This is a genomic window from Mesorhizobium sp. P3_B5, assembly GCF_056402815.1.
In genome coordinates, this window is sequence record NZ_JBFUGR010000011.1 from 21,424 (window position 1) to 40,920 (window position 19,497).

The following is a 19,497-nucleotide window of genomic DNA, read 5'->3' on the forward strand; positions in this document are numbered from 1 at the left end:
CGTTATCCTTTTTTCTTGGCCGCCGGTTTTTTCGCCGCCGCCTTCTTGGTTGCTGTCTTCTTGGTTGCCGGGGCCTTGGCCGCCGCCGCCTTGCGGAAAGGTTTTTTGCCGCCGCCGCCCTTGGCTTCCTTTTCGGCGATCAGCGCCAGCGCGTCCTCGATCGTCACCGACTGCGGGTCCTTGCCCTTCGGCAACGTCGCATTGACCTTGCCGAAGTTCACGTAAGGCCCGTATTTGCCGTCGCGCACGATGATTTTGCCGCCGCCGTCGGGATGGTCGCCAAGCTCTTTCAGCGCAGCGGCGGTGCCGCCATTGCGGCCGCCCTTGCCCTTCAATTGCTTCTCGGCAATCACCGACACGGCGCGGTTGAGGCCGATCGAAAACACCTCGTCGATGCCTTCGAGGTTGGCGTAGGTGCCGTCATGCAGCACGAAGGGCCCGTAGCGACCGAGCCCGGCCGAAATCATCTTGCCGCTCTCCGGATGCTTGCCGACATCGCGTGGCAGCGACAGCAAAGCGAGCGCCTTTTCGTGGTCGATGGACTCGACCGTCCAGCCCTTGGGCAGGCTGGAGCGCTTGGCTTCCTTGCCGTCGCCGCGCTGCAGATAGGGGCCGAAGCGGCCGCTGCGCAGCGTGATTTCCTCGGCGGTGTAGGGATCCTTGCCGATCACCTTGGTGCCGTCTTCGCCCCCGCCATTCTCGCCATTGGGGTTGGCGGCGTCGCCGAGTTGGCGGGTGAAGGAGCATTCCGGGTAGTTCGAGCAGCCGACAAAGGCGCCGAATTTGCCGAGTTTCAGTGACAGATTGCCGGTGCCGCATTTCGGGCAGATTCGTGGATTGGAGCCGTCCTCTCGCGCGGGAAACACCAGCGGAGCCAGTTCTTCGTTCAGCGCATCGAGCACGTCGGTGACGCGCAGTTCCTTGATGTCGGCGACGGCGCCGGAAAAATCCTTCCAGAAATCGCGCAGCACGTCCTTCCAGGCGAGCTTGCCGTCGGAAATCTCGTCGAGCTTTTCTTCGAGAGACGCGGTGAAGTCATACTCGACATAGCGCCGGAAGAAGCTTTCGAGGAAGGCCGAGAGCAGCCGACCCTTGGCCTGTGGCACCAGCCGGCGCTTGTCGAGGGTGACATAGTCGCGGTCCTCGAGCGTCTTCAGGATCGCGGTGTAGGTCGACGGACGGCCGATGCCGAGTTCTTCCAGCTTCTTGATCAGCGACGCTTCGGAATAGCGCGGCGGCGGTTCGGTGGAGTGCTGGGTGGCGTTGATCGCTTCGCGGGCAAGCTGCTCGCCGGCGCGGATCTCGGGCAGACGGCGGTTTTCCTCGTCTTCCGCGTCGTCGTCCTTCTGGTCGGTGTAGGCGGCAATGAAGCCGTCGAAGCGGACGACCGAACCGATGGCGCGAAGCTCGGCGGTGCGGGCGCCGTTCACCGCCTCGATCTCGACCGTGGTGCGCTCGATCTCGGCCGGCTGCATCTGGCTGGAGATGGCGCGCTTCCAGATCAACTCGTAGAGCCGCATCTGGTCGGAATCGAGATATTGCCTGACCGAAGCGGGAGTGCGCATGAAATCGGTCGGGCGGATCGCCTCGTGCGCTTCCTGGGCGTTCTTGGCCTTGGTCGTATACTGACGCGGGTTTTCCGGCAGGTATTTCGGGCCGAACTCCTTGACGATGGCGTCGCGCGCGGCGGTGATCGCCTCGGGCGCCATCTGCACGCCGTCGGTCCGCATATAAGTGATCAGACCGGTGGTCTCGCCGCCGATTTCCATGCCTTCATAGAGCCGCTGTGCCACTTGCATGGTGCGGCTGGCCGAGAAGCCGAGGCCCGATGACGCAGCCTGCTGCAGCGTCGAGGTGGTGAAGGGCGGGCCGGGATTGCGCCTGGTCGGCTTGGCTTCAACCGACAGCGCCTTGAAGGTGGCGCCGTCGAGCATCGCCTTGATGTCGTCGGCCTGCGCCTTGTTGGCAATGTCGAGCTTCTGCAGCTTCTTGCGGTCGAAAGCGGTCAGCCGCGCTTCGAAATTCTCCTTGCGCGGTGTGCCGAGAATGGCAGCGATCTGCCAGTATTCCTCGCGGATGAAGCGCTCGATCTCGGATTCGCGATCGCAGACGAGGCGCAGCGCCACGGACTGGACGCGGCCGGCGGAGCGGGCGCCCGGCAGCTTGCGCCACAGCACCGGCGACAGCGTGAAACCGACGAGATAGTCGAGCGCGCGGCGGGCGAGATAGGCGTCGACCAGCGGACCGTCGATCTGGCGCGGATTGGCCATCGCTTCCAGCACCGACGACTTGGTGATGGCGTTAAAGACGACACGGCTGACCGGCTTGTCCTTCAGCGCGCGCTTCTGCTTCAGCACTTCCAGCACATGCCAGGAAATCGCTTCGCCCTCACGATCCGGATCGGTGGCGAGGATCAGGCCATCGGCGTCCTTGACCGCCTTGGCGATGTCGGCAAGGCGCTTGCCCGAGGCCGTGTCGACCGCCCAGGACATGGCGAAATCCTCGTCCGGACGCACCGAGCCATCCTTGGCCGGCAGATCGCGGACGTGCCCGAACGAGGCCAGAACCTTATAGTTCTTGCCGAGGTACTTATTGATTGTCTTTGCCTTGGCCGGCGATTCGACGACGACGACGTCCATGAGGTCTCATATCAGCTGTGGTGCGGCAGAAGGATTCCGCTGCGCGCGACGAAATCTCGTTCTATTTGTCGCTCACATGGCCGCGCTTTTGCATCCGGTCAAGGGGAAGCGGCCAAATTGCCGGCATGTCCGCAGCAATACACTCTTAGAGTGTATGGAGAAAATCACAGAATTTTGGGCGAGGGCACTTTGTGTCTCGGGTCTCGGAAAACGACTCGGGGCTCCGTCGCCTCACCGTCCGTTTAGATCAGGCCGGGTGCCACACACGATCGAGCATCGAGATAGGCAAAAGGCTGACCGCCGGAGTGCTTGGAGGGGGATATCCGGCAGCCAGCCCGTTTCCCGCCGATGGAGCGGGAATCCAGTTCGAAAATCAGTCGGCCTTGACGATATGCCAGACCTCGCCGACACCGTCGCCGGTCGTATCGCCGGCCTTCTTGTCCTTGATGAAGGTGTAGACCGGCTTGCCGTCATAGGCCCACATCTTGGTGCCGTCGGTGCGGTCGACGATGCTCCATTCGTCATCCGCCTTGGCGCCGGCCTCGGCCTTCAGCGGCGGCCAGTTGGTGGCGCATTTGTCGTAGCAATTGGTCTTGCCCTTCTCGTCCTTGTCATAGGTATAGAGCGTCATACCGTTGGCATCGGTGTAGATCTTGACGCCTCCGACCTCGGCTTCCTTCCACGCTTCGGCGGCGAAGGATGCGGCGGTGCTGAGCAAAAGCGCGGCCAAGCCTGCTGTTATCGTTTTCATCGGAATCTCCCTGGGTGATCGAGAAGCGCGCGGAAAATCGCGGCCTCGTTCGATAAACGCTGCCCGGCTGCGCTTTCTTCCCAGGCAATCCGCTTGCGTATGGCCTCTTGCGCATGGCGACGACTTGCCACGCGATGGTGATTGGCGGACGGGTACGGTCGCGGCTATATGGCAGCGCAAGACCAGGAGACGGAAATGGCATTGGACATCGGCTATGTCAGCGCGATCGGAGCAGGGGCGATCTCGTTCCTGTCGCCTTGCGTGCTGCCGCTGGTGCCGCCCTATCTCTGCTACATGGCCGGCGTCTCGGTCGACGATTTCCGCGGCGAGGCCGGCGTGACGGCACGGGAAGGTGCGCGCGGTGCGCTGCTTTATTCCTCGCTCGCCTTCGTGCTCGGTTTCTCCACAGTGTTCGTGGCGCTCGGCGCCGGCGCCTCGACCATTGGCCATTTGCTGCGCGTCTGGCAGGAACCGCTGGCGATGGCCGCCGGTGTGCTGATCATCTTGATGGGCCTGAATTTCCTCGGCATCTTGCGCATTCCGCTTTTGTCACGCGAGGCGCGCTTCCAGTCGCAAGGCAAGCCGGCCAGCTTGATAGCCGCTTATGTCATGGGGCTGGCCTTCGCCTTCGGCTGGACGCCGTGCATCGGCCCGGTGCTGGGGCCGATCCTGACGCTGGCCGGTGGCCGCGAGACGGTGGGCGAGGGCGCGGCTCTGCTCGCCGCCTATTCGCTTGGGCTCGGCATCCCGTTCCTGATCGCGGCGCTGTTTTCCGGCGCCTTCATGCGCTTCCTCGGAAAATTCCGCGTCCATCTCGGCCGCGTCGAAAAGGCCATCGGCGCGCTGCTGGTGATCGCCGGGGTGTTTTTCCTCACCGGCGGCGTGCAGGCCGCGTCCTACTGGCTGCTGGAGAATTTTCCGGTGCTAGGGCAGCTGGGGTAGGCTAGACCGTCTCATTGAGAGTCAGCAGCTCTGTCATCTCACCGGAATTTAACCGCATTGGTTCAGCATGGCGCCAATGCTAGATAGTTCCGATTCCTGATCCTTTTTCATACGGTTGCCATTCCATGAGCCAGAGATCCTGCCTGTCCGTCATCCTCGCCGCCGGCGAAGGCACGCGCATGAAGAGTGCGCTGCCGAAGGTGTTGCATCAGATCGCCGGGCTGCCGATGGTCGCTCATGTCGTCAAGGCGGCCGAAGCCGCAGGCGCCGGCGACCAGGCGCTGGTGATCGGCCATGGCGCCGACGAGATGCGCAAGGCGGCGCAGAAGTTCGCACCGAAGGCCGAGACTTTCGTTCAGGAAAAACGCCTCGGCACTGCACATGCCGTGCTGGCGGCGCGCGCTGCGATATCAAGGGGTTACGACGATGTGCTGGTGATGTTCGGGGACACGCCGCTGATCGATCCGGATGCATTGACCGTGGCGCGGCTGAAGCTGGCGGAAGGTGCGGCCGTCGTCGTCATCGGCTTTCGCACGCCCAATCCGACCGGCTATGGCCGGCTTATCGAAAAGGGCGGCAAGCTCGTCGCCATCCGCGAGGAAAAGGACTGTTCCGAGGAGGAGCGGACAATAAACTTCTGCAATGGCGGGCTGATGGCGGTTGCCGGCAGCCAGGCGCTGAAGCTGCTCGATGCCGTCGGCAACACCAACGCCAAGGGCGAATATTACCTCACCGATATTGTCGAGATCGCCAGCGGGCAAGGCCTCGATGTCGTCGCCACCGAGGCGAGCTTCGAAAACGCGCTCGGCATCAACAACCGGGCGGAACTGGCTGAGGCCGAAGGCATCTGGCAGACGCGCCGGCGGCGCACGGCGATGCTCTCCGGCGTTACGCTGATCGCGCCCGAAACCGTGTACTTCTCGCACGACACCGAGATCGGCGCCGATACCATCGTCGAACCCAACGTCTGGTTCGGGCTGGGCGTAACGATCGGCACGGCGTCGAGGATCCACGCCTTCAGCCATTTCGAAGGCGCCACCATCGCCTCGAATTGCGAGGTCGGGCCGTTCGCGCGGCTGCGGCCGGGCGCCGATCTCAGGAACAAAGCCAAGGTCGGCAATTTCTGCGAGGTCAAGAAGGCGACCATCGAGGAGGGCGCCAAGGTCAATCACCTCACCTATGTCGGCGATGCCCGCGTCGGTCCGGGCGCCAACATTGGCGCAGGCACCATCACCTGCAACTATGATGGCTACTCGAAATTCTTCACCGATATCGGCGAAGGAGCTTTCATCGGCTCGAATTCCTCGCTGGTGGCGCCGCTCACGATCGGCAGGGGCAGCTACATCGCCTCGGGCAGCGTCATCACCGAAAGCGTGCCTGACGACGCGCTGGCCTTTGGCCGCGCCCGCCAGAAGACCATTCCCGGCAAGGGCAAGGAAATACGCGAGCGTTTCGCTTCGGTCGCGGCGGCGAAGAAAAAGTGAATATTTTCAGGTCGATCGCCTGAAAAAACTGAATGATTGCAGTAACCGGATTGCAAGAGCGGTCTGGCATGGTGCATCGGTGCAGAAGCGTCCCGGCTGATACGGGACGAAACGCAATGTGACTTTCGCGGCAGGCCGGCCATCCCTAAATAGCGCTGGGTTTTCTGCAGGGAATCGGGGGCAAGCAGCCATGTGCGGTATTGTTGGGATTGTCGGCCATTCGCAGGTGGCGCCGCTCATCGTCGATGCGCTGAAGCGGCTCGAATATCGCGGCTATGACTCCGCCGGCGTCGCCACCATCGAGCATGGCCAACTCGGCCGCCGCCGCGCCGAGGGCAAGCTGGTCAACCTCGAGCGCCGGCTCAAGGACGAGCCGCTCGACGGCACGATCGGCATCGGCCACACGCGCTGGGCGACGCATGGCGTGCCCAACGAGACCAATGCGCATCCGCATTTTTCCGACGGCGTCGCCATCGTCCACAACGGCATCATCGAGAATTTCGCCGAACTGCGCGAGGAGCTGATCCGCGACGGCTATTCTTTCGCGTCTCAGACCGACACCGAGGTGGTGGCGCATCTGGTGGCGCGCGAACTGGCCAGGGGGCTGAAACCGGTCGAGGCCGCGCACCAGGCGTTGAAGCGCCTGGAAGGCGCCTTCGCGCTGGCCATCATGTTCAGGGGTGACGAAGACCTGATCGTCGGCGCCCGCAACGGCCCGCCGCTGGCCGTCGGCCATGGCGACGGCGAGATGTTTCTCGGTTCCGACGCCATCGCGCTCGCCCCGTTCACCAATTCGATCACCTATCTGGAAGACGGCGACTGGGCGGTGGTGCGCCGCGACGGGGTCAGCATCTTCGACATGGATGGCAAGAAGGTCGAACGCAAGCGCCAGCAGTCGCTCTCGACCAGCTTCATGGTCGACAAGGGCAACCGGCGCCATTTCATGGAAAAGGAAATCCATGAACAGCCTGAGGTGATCTCCCACACGCTGGCGCACTACGTGGATTTCGTTGGTGGGGTCTCGAAGCCGCTCGACCTGCCGTTCGACTTTGCCAAAATCGGCCGGCTGGCGATCTCGGCCTGCGGCACTGCCTATCTCGCTGGGCTGATCAGCAAATACTGGTTCGAGCGCTATGCGCGGCTGCCGGTCGACATCGATGTCGCCTCGGAATTCCGCTACCGCGAAATGCCGCTGTCGGCGAATGACGCCGCCTTCTTCATCTCGCAATCGGGCGAAACCGCCGACACGCTGGCCTCGCTTCGCTATTGCCGCAAGGCAGGCATGAAGATCGGCGCGATCGTCAATGTGCGTGAATCGACCATGGCGCGCGAATCCGACGTGGTGCTGCCGACGCTCGCCGGCCCCGAGATCGGCGTTGCCTCGACCAAGGCTTTTACCTGCCAACTCTCGGTGCTGGCATCGCTGGCGGTGCGGGCCGGCGTGGCGCGCGGCACGATCTCGAAGGAGCAGGAGAAAACCCTGGTGCGGGAGCTCTCCGAAGCGCCTCGCTATGCCAACCAGGTGCTGAAACTCGAAGCGCAGATCGAAAGGATCGCGCGCGAACTGTCGCGCTACTCCGATGTGCTCTATCTCGGCCGCGACACCAATTTCCCGCTGGCCATGGAAGGCGCGCTAAAACTCAAGGAAATCTCCTATATCCACGCCGAGGGCTATGCCGCCGGCGAGCTGAAGCATGGGCCGATCGCGCTCATCGACGAGAACATGCCGGTCATCGTCATCGCCCCGCATGACCGTATTTTCGAAAAAACCGTGTCGAACATGCAAGAAGTGGCAGCACGCGGCGGCAAGATCATCCTGATCACCGACGCCAAGGGTGCGGCCCAGGCGAGCGTGAAGACGATGGAGACGATCATCCTGCCCGACGTGCCGGAAATCATCTCGCCGATCATTTATGCGCTGCCGATCCAGATGCTGGCCTATTTCGCCGCCGTGTTCATGGGCACCGATGTCGACCAGCCGCGCAATCTGGCGAAATCGGTGACGGTGGAATAGGCGTTCTTTAAAAACTTCGCAGTTCCAAAGCGCTTTCCGGTTCACTAGTGTTGCGGTGCAACCTGCGCCCCCGGTGACCCATGTCCGACGCCCCACGAACCTCCGGCATGACCCGGCTGAGGAATTATTTCCTGACGGGCTTTGTCGTCTGCGCGCCGCTGGCGATCACCGCCTATATCGCCTGGTCCGTCGTCGGCTGGGTCGATTCCTGGGTAAAGCCCTATATTCCGGCGCGCTACAGCCCGGATACCTATCTGCCGTTCCAGGTTCCGGGGTTCGGTCTGATCGTGGCGCTGTTCCTGATCACCATGATCGGCTTTCTCACCGCCAACATCGTCGGCCGTGCCATCGTCAATTTCGGTGAGCGCCTGCTCGGCCGCATGCCGTTGGTGCGCGGCATCTATGGATCGCTGAAACAGATTTTTGAAACCGTGCTGTCGAACAAGGGCGACATGTTCCGCCAGGTCGGACTGGTCGAATATCCGCGCAAGGGTGTCTGGTCGCTGGTTTTCGTCGCCAGCGAGAAAGAGACCGAAATCAACCAGAAGCTCGATCAGGAAGGCGATCCGCTGATCGCCGTGTTCATGCCGTGTACCCCCAACCCGACCACCGGCTTCCTGATGTATGTGCCGAAATCCGACATCGTGCTGCTCGACATGACGATCGAGGATGGGGCCAAGCTGATCGTTTCGGCAGGGCTGGTGGCGCCTGAGGTCAACGCCAAATTGGTGACGCTGAACGGCGAGCAGATCGATGGAGATCTCGCCAACCCGCCGATCGGCGCCTTGTCTCATCCGGCGCGCAGGAGCCGCACGGCTTCGTCGCGGCCGAACAGGTAAAGCAACAGCCGCAGGGCTTCGCCGCGCTCGGACTGCAATTCGGGATCGCCCGACAGGGCCAGACGCGCATCGTCACGGGCGGCTTCGAGCAGGTCGGCATGCACTTCCAGGCGCGCTACCTGGAAGCCCGGCGTGCCGGATTGGCGGGTGCCGAGCAACTCGCCTTCGCCGCGCAGTTTCAGATCCTCCTCGGCGATGCGGAAGCCGTCTTCCGTGTCGCGCATCACCGACAGGCGGCGTTTTGCCGTCTCGCCGAGTGGGTCCTTGTAGAGCAACACACAGGAGGAGGGCTTGTCGCCGCGCCCGACCCGGCCGCGCAGCTGGTGCAACTGGGCGAGGCCAAAACGCTCGGCGTGCTCGATGACCATGATTGTCGCATCCGGCACATCGACGCCGACTTCGATCACTGTTGTGGCGATCAGGATGCGTGTCTCGCCTTGCTTGAAGGCGCGCATCGCCTCGTCCTTCTCGGCGCCCTTCATGCGGCCATGGACAAGGCCGATGCGGTCGCCGAACAGGGGCTGCAGCGAGGCGAAACGGTCCTCGGCCGACATCAGCTTGATCTCTTCGGATTCCTCGACCAGTGGACAGATCCAGTAGATCTTCTGGCCATCGGCGACGGCATCCAGCATGCGGCCGACCAGTTCGTCGAGCCGCTCCAGCGGCAGCGTGACGGTGCGGATCGGCCGGCGGCCAACCGGTTTCTCCGTCAGCTTGGAGACGTCCATGTCGCCGAAAGCGGTCAGCACCAGAGTGCGCGGGATCGGCGTTGCTGTCATCACCAGCATGTCGGGCGCGTCGCCCTTGGCGGTGATGGCGAGCCGCTGGTGGACGCCAAAGCGGTGCTGCTCGTCCACGACGGCGAAGACGAGGTCGTTGTAGGTCACCGTCTCCTGGAACAGGGCGTGGGTGCCGACGACGATGTCAATTTCTCCGCTCGCCAGACCGGCAAGCGTGTCGGTGCGCTCGCGGCCCTTTTCGCGGCCGGTGAGGATGGCGACGCGCAAGCCGGCTCGTTCCGCCAGCGGTGTGATGGTCGCAAGATGCTGACGCGCCAGGATTTCGGTCGGCGCCATCAGCGCCGCCTGGCCTCCGGCTTCGACGGCGCGCGCCATGGCGAGCAGCGCCACCACCGTCTTGCCCGAGCCGACATCGCCCTGCAGCAGGCGTAGCATGCGTTCGGGGTCGGCGAGATCGGCGTTGATTTCGGCGAGGGCGAACTCCTGTGAAGCGGTGAGCTTGTAGGGCAGGGCAGCGCGCAATTTCTCGACGATGCGGCCGTCGCCGACCAGCGGCCGGCCCGATCGGCGGCGCACCTTTGCCCGCACCAAAGCGAGCGACACCTGGCCGGCAAGCAATTCGTCATAGGCTAGGCGGCGCCATGCCGCCCCCTCGATGGCGACATCGATCGGATCCGCCGGATAGTGAATGCGGGCAAGCGCATCGGCGAAGGCAGGGAAGGTCTGCTTGCGCATAAAGGCATCGTCTTGCCATTCCGGCAGTTCCGGCAGTCTTCCGAGCGCCTGGCCGATCGCACGGCGCAGCACTTTTCCTGACAAGCCGGCGGTGAGCGGATAGACCGGTTCGACCAGCGGCAGGTTTTCGGCGTCGCCGGCCAGCGCGATATGGTCGGGATGGACCATGGTCGGGCGGCCGTTGAACCATTCCATGCGGCCGGACACGACCACATGCTCGCCCACCGGCATCGCCTTTTCGAGATAGGCGGCATGGGCATGGAAGAAGGTCAGCCCGATCTCACCGGTGTCGTCATGGGCGTAGACGCGGTAGGGCACCGAGCGGTTGCCGCGCGGCGGCGGCTGGTGGCGGTCGATGCGCACGTCGAGCGTGACGATGGCGCCTTCGGCGGCAAGTGCGATGCCCGGCCGGTTGCGGCGGTCGATCACCGTGTGCGGCAGCACGAACAAAAGGTCGCCTGCGCGGGCAGTGCGGTCGCCAAGATCGGCCGGCACGATCTTCTCAATCAGCGTGCCAACCTTCGGCCCGACGCCGGCAAGCGAAGTGATCGGGACGAACAGCGGATCGAGGATGGAAGGACGCATGATGTCAGCTTATGTCGCGACAGCCGCAGCGCAAGGCTGACACCGCCCTCTATCCACGCTATATGCGCCGTTCACGACTTGGGATGCGGCACAATGACCGGAACGACACGATCAAGCGAGGGGCTCGACGCCCGCCGCCGTAAGCTGCTGTTTCGCTCCTGGCATCGCGGCATGCGCGAGATGGACCTCATCCTCGGCAGCTTCGCCGATGCCGAGATCGGCGCCTTTACCGGCGACGAAATCGACCAATATGAGAGGCTCCTCGACATTCCCGACACCGAATTCCTGCCCATGGTCACCGGCGAGCGCCCGGTTCCCCTCGAGATCGACTGTGCGGTCCTGCAAAAGATCCTGGCGTCCCGCCGCTCCATGACATTCTGAAAAACGTGATTTTATGAGCCTTATCCCTACAATCGGCCTGCCGAAGGGCCGCGCCGGCCAGTTCATCGTCGACGGCGTTGCCGACGGCTACGAGGCCTTTGCGCTGGTGCAGGCAGCACTTGAGATCGCGCCCGACAAGCCGGTGCTGTTCGTGGCGCGCGACGGCCAGCGGCTGCCGTCGATCGTCGAGGCGCTGGCCTTTGCCGCGCCCGGCCTGCCGGTGCTCGAATTGCCGGCCTGGGATTGTTTGCCCTACGACCGTGTCTCGCCCGGCTCCGACGCTGCCGCCAAGCGGCTCGATGCGCTGACGGCAATGATCGCGCTGGCCAAGAAGCCGCACCGTGCGGTCATCCTGACCACCGCCAATGCGCTGTTGCAGCGCATTCCGCCGGCAAACCTCGTCGAGTCGCAGACTTTCCATGCCAAGCCCGGCAACCAGATCGATATGAACGCGCTGGTATCGCGGCTGGAAACATCAGGTTTCGAGCGGGTGCCGACCGTGCGCGGCGTTGGCGAGTTCGCGGTGCGCGGCGGCATTCTGGACCTGTTCGCGCCCGGCTGGAGCGAGGCGCTTCGTCTCGATTTTTTCGGTGACACTCTGGAATCGATCCGCGTCTTCGACGCCGCCACCCAGCGCACCACCGGCCAGCGCAAATCGATGGCGTTGCAGGCGATGAGCGAAGTGGCGCTTACGCCCGAGACCATCAGCCGCTTCCGCCGCTCCTATATCGAGGCCTTTGGCGCGCCACAGCGCGATGACGGGCTCTATGCGGCGGTCAGCGAAGGTCGCCGCTTCGCTGGCATGGAACACTGGCTGCCGTTCTTCTACGAGCGGCTGGAGACAGTGTTCGACTATCTGCCTGACACACCGGTGGTCTTCGATCATCTGGCGCATGAGGCGCTGGCCGAACGCCATACGCTGATCCTCGACCACTACGAAGCGCGCAAGAAGCAGGCCGACGGCGCGCTGAAGGATGCCGTGCCCTACAAGCCGGTGCCGCCGGATTTGCTTTATCTTTCGCCGGAAAACCTGGTGGCGTCGCTCGGGCCGCGCGAAGCGATCGACTTCACGCCTTTCGACGCGCCCGACGCCGGCGCCAAAAAGGTCTACCATGCCGGCTCGCGCCATGGCCGCAGCTTCGTCGAGGAGCGTGCCGATCCCGGTGTCAACGTCTTCGACGTCGTCGTCAAACACATTGCCGACGAGCGTGCGGCGCGCCGCCGCATCGTCGTTGCCGGCTGGACCGAGGGCTCGCTCGACCGGCTTGGCCAGATCCTCGCCGAGCACCATCTTGGCAACCTCAGCCAGGTCGCGACGCTGGCCGAGGCGGAAAAGCTCGAGCCGGGGCAAGCGGCACTTGCCGTGCTACCGCTCGAATCCGGTTTTGAGACCGAAAAACTGGTCGTCGTCGCCGAGCAGGACATTTTGGGCGACCGGCTGATCCGGCGCTCCAAGCGCAAGAAGCGCGCGTCCGACTTCATCGCCGAGGCCTCGTCGCTGTCGGCGGGCGACATCGTCGTCCACGCCGACCACGGCATTGGCCGCTTCATAGGCCTGCGCACCATCGAAGCGGTCGGCGCGCCGCATGACTGCCTCGAAATCCACTATGCCGGCGACGACCGGCTGTTCCTGCCGGTGGAAAACATCGAGCTTCTGTCGCGCTACGGTTCGGATTCGGCCGAAGCCTCCCTCGACAAACTTGGCGGCGGTGCCTGGCAATCGCGCAAGGCGCGGCTGAAGAAGCGCCTGCTCGACATGGCCGGGCAGTTGATTCGCATTGCCGCCGAGCGGCAGATGCGCGCCGCCCCGGCGCTGGTGCCGGCGGAGGGGCTCTATGGCGAATTCGCCGCGCGCTTCCCTTATGAGGAAACCGACGACCAGCAGACGGCGATCGACTCGGTCAGGGACGATCTGGCGGCCGGAAAGCCGATGGACCGGCTGATCTGCGGCGATGTCGGCTTCGGCAAGACCGAAGTGGCGCTGCGCGCGGCCTTCATCGCGGCCATGGAGGGTTTTCAGGTCGCGGTGGTGGTGCCGACGACGCTTTTGTCGCGCCAGCACTTCAAGACGTTTTCGCAGCGTTTTTCCGGCCTGCCGATCCGCGTCGGGCAGGCCTCGCGGCTGGTCGGCGCCAAGGAACTGGCTGAGACCAAGAAAGGCATCGCCGAAGGCCAGGTCGACATCGTCATCGGCACCCATGCGCTGCTCGGTTCCGCGATCTCGTTCAAGAACCTTGGCCTTTTGATCATCGACGAGGAGCAGCACTTTGGCGTCAAGCACAAGGAGCGGCTGAAGGATCTGAAGACCGATGTCCACGTGCTGACGCTGTCGGCAACGCCGATCCCGCGCACGCTGCAACTCGCGCTGACCGGCGTGCGCGAACTGTCGCTGATCGCCACGCCGCCGGTCGACCGCATGGCGGTGCGCACCTTCATCTCGCCCTTCGATCCGCTGGTCATCCGCGAGACCTTGCTCAGGGAGCGCTACCGCGGCGGCCATTCCTTCTATGTCGTGCCGCGTATCAGCGATCTCGCCGAAATCCATGATTTCCTGCGCGAATCCGTTCCGGAATTGAAAGTGGCGGTGGCCAACGGCCAGATGCCACCCGGCGAACTCGACGACATCATGAACGCCTTCTATGACGGTCAGTACGATGTGCTGTTGTCGACGACGATCGTCGAATCCGGCCTCGACATCCCGACCGCCAACACGCTGATCGTGCATCGCGCCGACATGTTCGGCCTGTCGCAGCTCTATCAGCTGCGTGGCCGCGTCGGCCGCTCGAAAGTGCGCGCCTATGCACTGTTCACGCTGCCGGCCAACCGCAAGCTGACCGACACCGCCGAACGCCGGCTGAAGGTGCTGCAGTCGCTGGATACGCTCGGCGCCGGCTTCCAGCTCGCCAGCCACGACCTCGACATCCGCGGCGCCGGCAATCTTCTGGGCGAAGAACAGTCCGGCCACATCAAGGAGGTCGGCTTTGAGCTCTACCAGCAGATGCTGGAAGAGGCGGTCGCCGAAGTGAAGGATTCCGGCGAGGTGCAGGATGGCGGCTGGTCGCCGCAGATCGCCGTCGGCACGGCGGTGATGATCCCGGAAAGCTATGTGCCGGACCTGCAGCTCAGGCTGGCGCTCTATCGCCGCCTCGGCGATCTCGAAAACACCGAGGAGATCGACGCCTTCGGCGCCGAGCTGATCGACCGCTTCGGCCCGTTGCCGGAGGAGGTGAAGCATCTGTTGAAGATCGTCTTCATCAAGGCGCTCTGCCGCAAGGCGAATGTCGAAAAGCTTGATGCCGGGCCAAAGGGCGTCGTCATCCACTTCCGCAAGCGCGAGTTTTCCAACCCGGTCGGGCTGGTCAAATTCATCGGCGAGCAGGGCTCGCTGGCCAAGATCCGGCCGGACCACAGCGTCGTCTTTGCCCGCGACTGGCCGACGGCCGAAAAGCGGTTGGCGGGTTCGGCCGTGGTGATGACGCAATTGGCGCGGCTGGCTGCGGCATAGCCGGCTCATTCGCCAGCGCTGAAATTCCGGTCTAGAATAGGAAATCGGCTTCGTGTATGGAGCCGCCACCCCATATAGGGGCTGAAATGGCGGACGCGGGTGTTCGCGGGAAAGAGCGTTGGGTGCAACGATGACGAAATGGTCGCCGAATTCCTGGAGATCGATGCCGATCAAGCAGGTTCCTGCTTATCCGGATCTCACCGCGCTCAAGAACACGGAAGCCCAGCTCGCCACCTTTCCGCCGCTGGTTTTTGCAGGTGAGGCGCGCAAGCTGAAGAAGCAGCTTGCTTCTGTCGCTGCCGGTGACGCATTCCTTCTGCAAGGCGGCGATTGCGCCGAGAGCTTTGCCGAACATGGCGCGGACAACATCCGCGACTTCTTCCGCGTCTTCCTGCAGATGTCTGTGGTGCTGACCTTTGCCGGCGCGCAGCCGGTGGTCAAGGTCGGCCGTGTCGCTGGCCAGTTCGCCAAGCCGCGCTCGTCCGACAACGAGACCAAGGGCGATGTGACGCTGCCGAGCTACCGCGGCGACATCATCAACGGCATCGAGTTCGACGCCAAGTCGCGTATTCCGGATCCCGCACGGCAGGAGATGGCGTACCGCCAGTCGGCGGCGACGCTCAACCTGTTGCGCGCCTTCGCGCAGGGCGGCTATGCCAGCCTGGAGAACGTGCACAGCTGGATGCTCGGCTTCGTCTCCGACAGCCCGCAGGGCGAAAAATACGAGTCGCTGGCCAATCGCATCACCGAGACGATGGACTTCATGAAGGCCGTCGGCATCACCTCGGAGACCAACTACGCGCTGCGCGAGACCGATTTCTATACCAGCCATGAAGCGCTGCTGCTGGGCTACGAGGAAGCCCTGACCCGCGTCGATTCCACCTCCGGCGACTGGTATGCAACGTCAGGCCACATGATCTGGATCGGCGACCGCACGCGCCAGCCCGACCATGCGCATGTCGAATACTGCCGCGGCATCAAGAACCCGCTCGGTCTGAAATGCGGTCCGTCGCTGACGCCGGACGGTTTGCTGCAGCTCATCGACCTGCTCAATCCGGAAAACGAACCGGGCCGGCTGACGCTGATCGCGCGCTTCGGCTCCGACAAGGTCGCCGACCATCTGCCGAAGCTGGTGCGCGCGGTGAAGAAGGAAGGCCGCAGCGTGGTGTGGTCGTCGGACCCGATGCATGGCAACACCATCGAGGCCGCCGGCTACAAGACGCGGCCGTTCGACCGCATTCTCAAGGAGGTGCAGACCTTCTTCGAGGTGCATCGCGCCGAAGGCACGCATCCGGGCGGCATCCATGTCGAGATGACCGGCAAGAACGTCACCGAATGCACTGGTGGCGCTCGCGCCATCACCGCCGAGGAATTGCAGGATCGCTACCACACCCATTGCGACCCGCGCCTCAACGCCGACCAGGCGATCGAACTGGCGTTCCTGGTCTCGGACCTGCTCAAGAAGAGCCATCCGGTGCAGCACAAGCAGGTTGCAAACGGCTAAGCCTGCCGGCTTGAGTTTGGTTGATCAAAAGCGCTGGAGAAATCCGGCGCTTTTTCGTTTCGCGGCGATGCATGGCGGGCCGTCATCACATCCGAGCATACGAAAATGTGTTCGCACGCGACCATTGCAAAACCAAGATTGGGGCGGAACGCGGAAGCTCCGAGCCCTCTCCATCCGGTCGCCAACACCATGCGCCACGAGCATGCCATCACCCACCACCGCGCGCTTGACTTCTGGTCGGCGCGCGCTGCGGTCCTCGTCATCATCTGCCTGCAGCTTCTCGTCATCAACGATTTGTCGTTCGGGCCGCGCTGGTTGGCGCCTGTGATCGAGGCGACCCTGCTTGTACCGCTGTCGATCGCGACCGCCTGGACACAAATGGCGACGCAGAAGGCCGTCGACCACGAGCATTGGTATGCGATCGGCCGGTTTCGCGTCTACATCCGCCGGACGGCACTGGTCACGACCGGCGTCATCAGCATCATGAACTGCGGGGCGCTGGTTCTGCTGGTCAAGGCGCTGCTCGAAGGCCACGCCGGCGCCGGAACGACGTTGCTGGTCGACGCGCTGAACATCTGGGTGACCAACGTCATCGTGTTTGCTCTATGGTTCTGGAGCACCGACCGGGGCGGGCCGCCGACCTGCGGTCTGGTCAAGCGCGCGCAGGCCGACTTCCTGTTCCCGCAAATGACGCTGCCCGACCGCGAAACCCATGACTGGCTGCCCGGCTTTGTCGACTACGTGTTCCTGGCCTTCACCAACGCGACGGCGTTCTCGCCCACCGACACCTTGCCGCTCAGCCAGCGCGCCAAGCTGCTGATGATGGCGGAGGCGATGATCTCGCTGCTGACGATCGCGCTGGTGGCGGCGCGTGCCGTCAACATCCTCGCGTAAGCTGTGTCGGTATTCAGGTGATGCCGGCCTGCAAATGGCGGCTTCCTGCGCTTCCGGTGCTCACGTACGAAAAGTACGCTCCGCTCCGGTTCTCGGAATCCGCCATTTTCGACTCGGCCTGACCTGAATCTCAACACACCTTGGAGCCGAGCTGGAGCTATTTGCGCCCGCGTTCCCAGCGCAGTCCATTCAGTCGGGGATCGGCGGCAAAGGCGGTCCTGGAAAACTCGATGCGCTTTTCCGGGAATTCGCAGATCGCCTGCACGCCGAAGGCGCCGAGGCGGATGCGCCAGGTCTGCGGCTCCAGCGGCTTTGCCTTGGCGAACCCCTTGCAGGTCAGCAGTGCGATGTTGGCGCCCTTGGGGTCACGCGCCGAGCGATAGCGGATTGCCTGCATGCCGGCCTCGCGCGCGACATCGGCAATGGACTGGCAAGCGGTATAGTCGGTCGGATGCGTCCACGCCGCGGCATCGCGATCGAGCGGCGGCCGCGTCAGGTCGATGGCGTTGGCACATTTGATGGCGGCGGCGAAGGCGGTGTAGTCGGCCGCGTCGCGTGGCCAGGGCGTATCCGGGGATTCGGCAAAGAACAGCAGCCGGTAGAAGGCCATTTCGGCAACCGCGGTCATCATGGTTTCGGCGGCATAGTAGACGCCCAAGGTCTTGCCGGCACGGCGGAAGCGCGAGCCGTGCGGATAGACCGAGCCGTAGCGGAACGGCGTCGCCAGGAGATAATGGAGATGCCGGCATTCGAGCGGGATCTGCGGTTTGGTTTCCTCGATCAGGTCTTCCAGCAGCGCCTGCTCGTCGAGCGTGTCGACGACTTTCAATGTCGAGACACGATGCTGCGCCTCGACCATGCGCCAGTATTTGCCGTCGAGGCGCTCAGACGAGAGCGCGTCGGGAGTCCAGATAGGCAATGACATCGACAAGCCCTGATATGGTCAGGATTTTTTCCAGCGGGCTGCCGTCGAACGCCGTATTGGCGTTCTTCAGCCACGCGCGGGCAACGGTCTCGTCACCGCCGACAATGGCGTCGAGCGAGCGGAACAGCCGCACGAACAGCACCGCAAGCTCGAACGGCTTGGTGCCACGCTCCAGCAGGAACTCCTGCCGGCGCATGCGTGAAACCGTGGCTTCCGAAACGCCGATGACGGACGCCAGCACCCTGGCGGTTATGTCCAGAAGGTCGGCGGCGCGCAGCGTGGCCTTGGTCAGGACCGCATTTTCGGCTGCATTGGCAGCGATGTGGGGTTGTGTCACGGACATGGTCTTTCCATTTCTGTGGGAAATATAGTCCACAAAAATTCATATGGAAAGATGCTGGATCAAAACAATTCGGGGTGCGGCCGACAGAAGGGTCAGTCCTTCTTGTAAAGCAGCCAGCTTTTGCCGGCACGGCCGGCCATCGCCGAATGCTTGGTCACGCGGTTGCGCCCGCTGACCTTGGAGCGATAGAGCGCCCGGTCCGCCTTGGTGTACAGGTCCTCGGCGCTTTCGGCCTCGGATGCCATGCAGATGCCCATGGATACCGTGACGGTGCCATAGTTGGTGCCGGTCTGGCTGCTGGTGAACGGCGTCTGTTCGATCAGCTGGCGGATGCGCTCGGCGATCTCGTAGGTGGTGTCCTCGCTGACGCCCTCGATGATGAGCGCAAATTCCTCGCCGCCGGTTCGGGCCACGAACATGTCGGCGGCAATGCTGGTCTGGAAAATGTCGGCAACAATCTGGATGATCTTGTCGCCGACCGGGTGGCCGTAGCGATCGTTGATGTCCTTGAAGCGGTCGATGTCGGCAAGGACCAGGGCGTTGAACAGGATGCCCTTGTTGCTGGTGTAGATCCTGGTGATCTGCTTGTCGAAGGCGCGACGGTTCCAGATGTGGGTCAACGGATCGGTGTCGGCGAGCCGCTTATACTCTTCGAGCTTGGACTTGACGCTCTCGAGTTCGGCCGTCTTGTCGCTCAGCGTGCTGGCAACCTGCTTGCCGTGGTCGATCGTCGAGTTGGTGGCCGCAGATATGGCGCTGACGACCTTTTGCAGCAGATCTTGCGAAAGCAGGCTGCGGTTGGAAAGTCCGCTCGACGTCTCGTCGAGGATCCTGCCGTATTTCTCGATATGGCTGCGTTCGTTGCGCAGCAGCGCGGCGATATCCTCCAGCTCGCTGGCAAGGACGTCACGCGCCTGCTCGACAATGCCGGGACCATGATGCTGCGCAAAGAAGGTGCGGCCGATCTGGTCCAGTTCCTCTTGCGTCGGCCGGTTGCTCAACGAGACGACGGCAAGGCTGAGCTCGCGATTGGTGCCGTTCAGCGCCTCGTAGAAGATTTCATAGTTGCGCGGCAGGCCGAGCACGCCGAGCTGGCGCATGGTCGTCACAACATTGGTTGCGATGTCGGCGTTTCGGTCGGTCTGGACGGCTACCGGCTGCATGTTCTGTTCACTCTACCCCCTGGGAGCCTTCGCAGACCTGCGAGTGCAAGATA

The 19,497-nt window shown here is 63.4% G+C and carries 14 protein-coding genes; 8 read left to right on the plus strand and 6 right to left on the minus strand.

Annotated elements, in window-relative coordinates; all coding sequences use genetic code 11:
- Nucleotides 1-2: 2 nt before the first annotated feature.
- Together topA and AC1DVW_RS23505 are read right to left on the minus strand one after the other, a co-directional pair.
- On the minus strand, nt 3-2,639 hold the full coding sequence (gene topA, locus AC1DVW_RS23500; RefSeq protein ID WP_477326306.1) for a type I DNA topoisomerase: 2,637 nt from the start codon (nt 2,637-2,639) through the stop codon (nt 3-5).
- Between the two features lie 373 nt (nt 2,640-3,012).
- The gene (locus tag AC1DVW_RS23505; protein ID WP_477247308.1) at nt 3,013-3,390 is read right to left on the minus strand and encodes a COG4315 family predicted lipoprotein; all 378 of its coding nucleotides are present in this window, start codon (nt 3,388-3,390) and stop codon (nt 3,013-3,015) included.
- 195 nt (nt 3,391-3,585) lie between these two features.
- Between AC1DVW_RS23505 and AC1DVW_RS23510 the strand changes: the two genes are divergently transcribed.
- The 4 genes from AC1DVW_RS23510 to AC1DVW_RS23525 all read left to right on the plus strand — a co-directional run bounded on the left by AC1DVW_RS23510 (nt 3,586) and on the right by AC1DVW_RS23525 (nt 8,669).
- Entirely contained in the window at nt 3,586-4,332 is a 747-nt protein-coding gene (locus AC1DVW_RS23510; RefSeq protein ID WP_477277301.1) for a cytochrome c biogenesis CcdA family protein, read from the plus strand.
- A 125-nt stretch (nt 4,333-4,457) separates the two neighbouring features.
- On the plus strand, nt 4,458-5,816 hold the full coding sequence (gene glmU / locus AC1DVW_RS23515; protein WP_477247304.1) for a bifunctional UDP-N-acetylglucosamine diphosphorylase/glucosamine-1-phosphate N-acetyltransferase GlmU: 1,359 nt from the start codon (nt 4,458-4,460) through the stop codon (nt 5,814-5,816).
- Nucleotides 5,817-6,006: 190 nt separating this feature from the next.
- Nucleotides 6,007-7,830, plus strand: a complete 1,824-nt coding sequence (glmS, locus tag AC1DVW_RS23520) for a glutamine--fructose-6-phosphate transaminase (isomerizing) (RefSeq protein WP_477326307.1) — start codon at nt 6,007-6,009, stop codon at nt 7,828-7,830.
- Between the two features lie 80 nt (nt 7,831-7,910).
- On the plus strand, nt 7,911-8,669 hold the full coding sequence (locus AC1DVW_RS23525; RefSeq protein ID WP_477277308.1) for a DUF502 domain-containing protein: 759 nt from the start codon (nt 7,911-7,913) through the stop codon (nt 8,667-8,669).
- On the opposite strand, the gene recG is transcribed toward AC1DVW_RS23525, so the two are convergent.
- Complete coding sequence (recG, locus tag AC1DVW_RS23530) at nt 8,621-10,729, minus strand: ATP-dependent DNA helicase RecG (protein ID WP_477326309.1); 2,109 nt, start codon at nt 10,727-10,729, stop codon at nt 8,621-8,623. The two genes, AC1DVW_RS23525 and recG, sit on opposite strands and share 49 nt — an antisense overlap.
- A gap of 93 nt (nt 10,730-10,822) precedes the next feature.
- Between recG and AC1DVW_RS23535 the strand changes: the two genes are divergently transcribed.
- The 4 genes from AC1DVW_RS23535 to AC1DVW_RS23550 all read left to right on the plus strand — a co-directional run bounded on the left by AC1DVW_RS23535 (nt 10,823) and on the right by AC1DVW_RS23550 (nt 17,013).
- A complete protein-coding gene (locus tag AC1DVW_RS23535; protein WP_477326311.1) occupies nt 10,823-11,110 on the plus strand; it encodes an FAD assembly factor SdhE in 288 nt (95 codons plus the stop codon).
- 13 nt (nt 11,111-11,123) lie between these two features.
- Nucleotides 11,124-14,615, plus strand: a complete 3,492-nt coding sequence (gene mfd, locus AC1DVW_RS23540; RefSeq protein ID WP_477326313.1) for a transcription-repair coupling factor — start codon at nt 11,124-11,126, stop codon at nt 14,613-14,615.
- A 130-nt stretch (nt 14,616-14,745) separates the two neighbouring features.
- On the plus strand, nt 14,746-16,119 hold the full coding sequence (locus tag AC1DVW_RS23545; protein WP_477247291.1) for a class II 3-deoxy-7-phosphoheptulonate synthase: 1,374 nt from the start codon (nt 14,746-14,748) through the stop codon (nt 16,117-16,119).
- 189 nt (nt 16,120-16,308) lie between these two features.
- Complete coding sequence (locus AC1DVW_RS23550; RefSeq protein ID WP_477326315.1) at nt 16,309-17,013, plus strand: hypothetical protein; 705 nt, start codon at nt 16,309-16,311, stop codon at nt 17,011-17,013.
- Nucleotides 17,014-17,170: 157 nt separating this feature from the next.
- Here the strand turns inward: AC1DVW_RS23550 and AC1DVW_RS23555 are convergent, their stop codons facing one another.
- From AC1DVW_RS23555 to AC1DVW_RS23565, 3 genes are all read right to left on the minus strand, one after another.
- Nucleotides 17,171-17,938 carry an RES family NAD+ phosphorylase gene (locus AC1DVW_RS23555; protein ID WP_477326317.1) on the minus strand — a complete coding sequence of 256 codons (768 nt, stop codon included), beginning with the start codon at nt 17,936-17,938 and terminating at the stop codon, nt 17,171-17,173.
- Complete coding sequence (locus AC1DVW_RS23560; RefSeq protein WP_477326319.1) at nt 17,898-18,281, minus strand: antitoxin Xre/MbcA/ParS toxin-binding domain-containing protein; 384 nt, start codon at nt 18,279-18,281, stop codon at nt 17,898-17,900. The genes AC1DVW_RS23555 and AC1DVW_RS23560 overlap by 41 nt, the downstream gene beginning before the upstream one ends.
- Before the next feature lie 92 nt (nt 18,282-18,373).
- The gene (locus AC1DVW_RS23565) at nt 18,374-19,444 is read right to left on the minus strand and encodes a GGDEF domain-containing protein (RefSeq protein ID WP_477326320.1); all 1,071 of its coding nucleotides are present in this window, start codon (nt 19,442-19,444) and stop codon (nt 18,374-18,376) included.
- Nucleotides 19,445-19,497 lie beyond the last annotated feature (53 nt).

What these genes read in the sequence shown, in the direction of transcription:
- AC1DVW_RS23555 (WP_477326317.1), bottom strand. Translation starts at nt 17,938, where the DNA reads ATGTCATTGCCTATCTGGACTCCCGACGCGCTCTCGTCTGAGCGCCTC.
- AC1DVW_RS23560 (WP_477326319.1), bottom strand. Translation starts at nt 18,281, where the DNA reads ATGTCCGTGACACAACCCCACATCGCTGCCAATGCAGCCGAAAATGCG.
- topA (WP_477326306.1), bottom strand. Translation starts at nt 2,639, where the DNA reads ATGGACGTCGTCGTCGTCGAATCGCCGGCCAAGGCAAAGACAATCAAT.
- AC1DVW_RS23525 (WP_477277308.1), top strand. Translation starts at nt 7,911, where the DNA reads ATGTCCGACGCCCCACGAACCTCCGGCATGACCCGGCTGAGGAATTAT.
- AC1DVW_RS23565 (WP_477326320.1), bottom strand. Translation starts at nt 19,444, where the DNA reads ATGCAGCCGGTAGCCGTCCAGACCGACCGAAACGCCGACATCGCAACC.
- recG (WP_477326309.1), bottom strand. Translation starts at nt 10,729, where the DNA reads ATGCGTCCTTCCATCCTCGATCCGCTGTTCGTCCCGATCACTTCGCTT.
- AC1DVW_RS23535 (WP_477326311.1), top strand. Translation starts at nt 10,823, where the DNA reads ATGACCGGAACGACACGATCAAGCGAGGGGCTCGACGCCCGCCGCCGT.
- AC1DVW_RS23550 (WP_477326315.1), top strand. Translation starts at nt 16,309, where the DNA reads ATGCGCCACGAGCATGCCATCACCCACCACCGCGCGCTTGACTTCTGG.
- mfd (WP_477326313.1), top strand. Translation starts at nt 11,124, where the DNA reads ATGAGCCTTATCCCTACAATCGGCCTGCCGAAGGGCCGCGCCGGCCAG.
- glmS (WP_477326307.1), top strand. Translation starts at nt 6,007, where the DNA reads ATGTGCGGTATTGTTGGGATTGTCGGCCATTCGCAGGTGGCGCCGCTC.
- AC1DVW_RS23505 (WP_477247308.1), bottom strand. Translation starts at nt 3,390, where the DNA reads ATGAAAACGATAACAGCAGGCTTGGCCGCGCTTTTGCTCAGCACCGCC.
- glmU (WP_477247304.1), top strand. Translation starts at nt 4,458, where the DNA reads ATGAGCCAGAGATCCTGCCTGTCCGTCATCCTCGCCGCCGGCGAAGGC.
- AC1DVW_RS23545 (WP_477247291.1), top strand. Translation starts at nt 14,746, where the DNA reads ATGACGAAATGGTCGCCGAATTCCTGGAGATCGATGCCGATCAAGCAG.
- AC1DVW_RS23510 (WP_477277301.1), top strand. Translation starts at nt 3,586, where the DNA reads ATGGCATTGGACATCGGCTATGTCAGCGCGATCGGAGCAGGGGCGATC.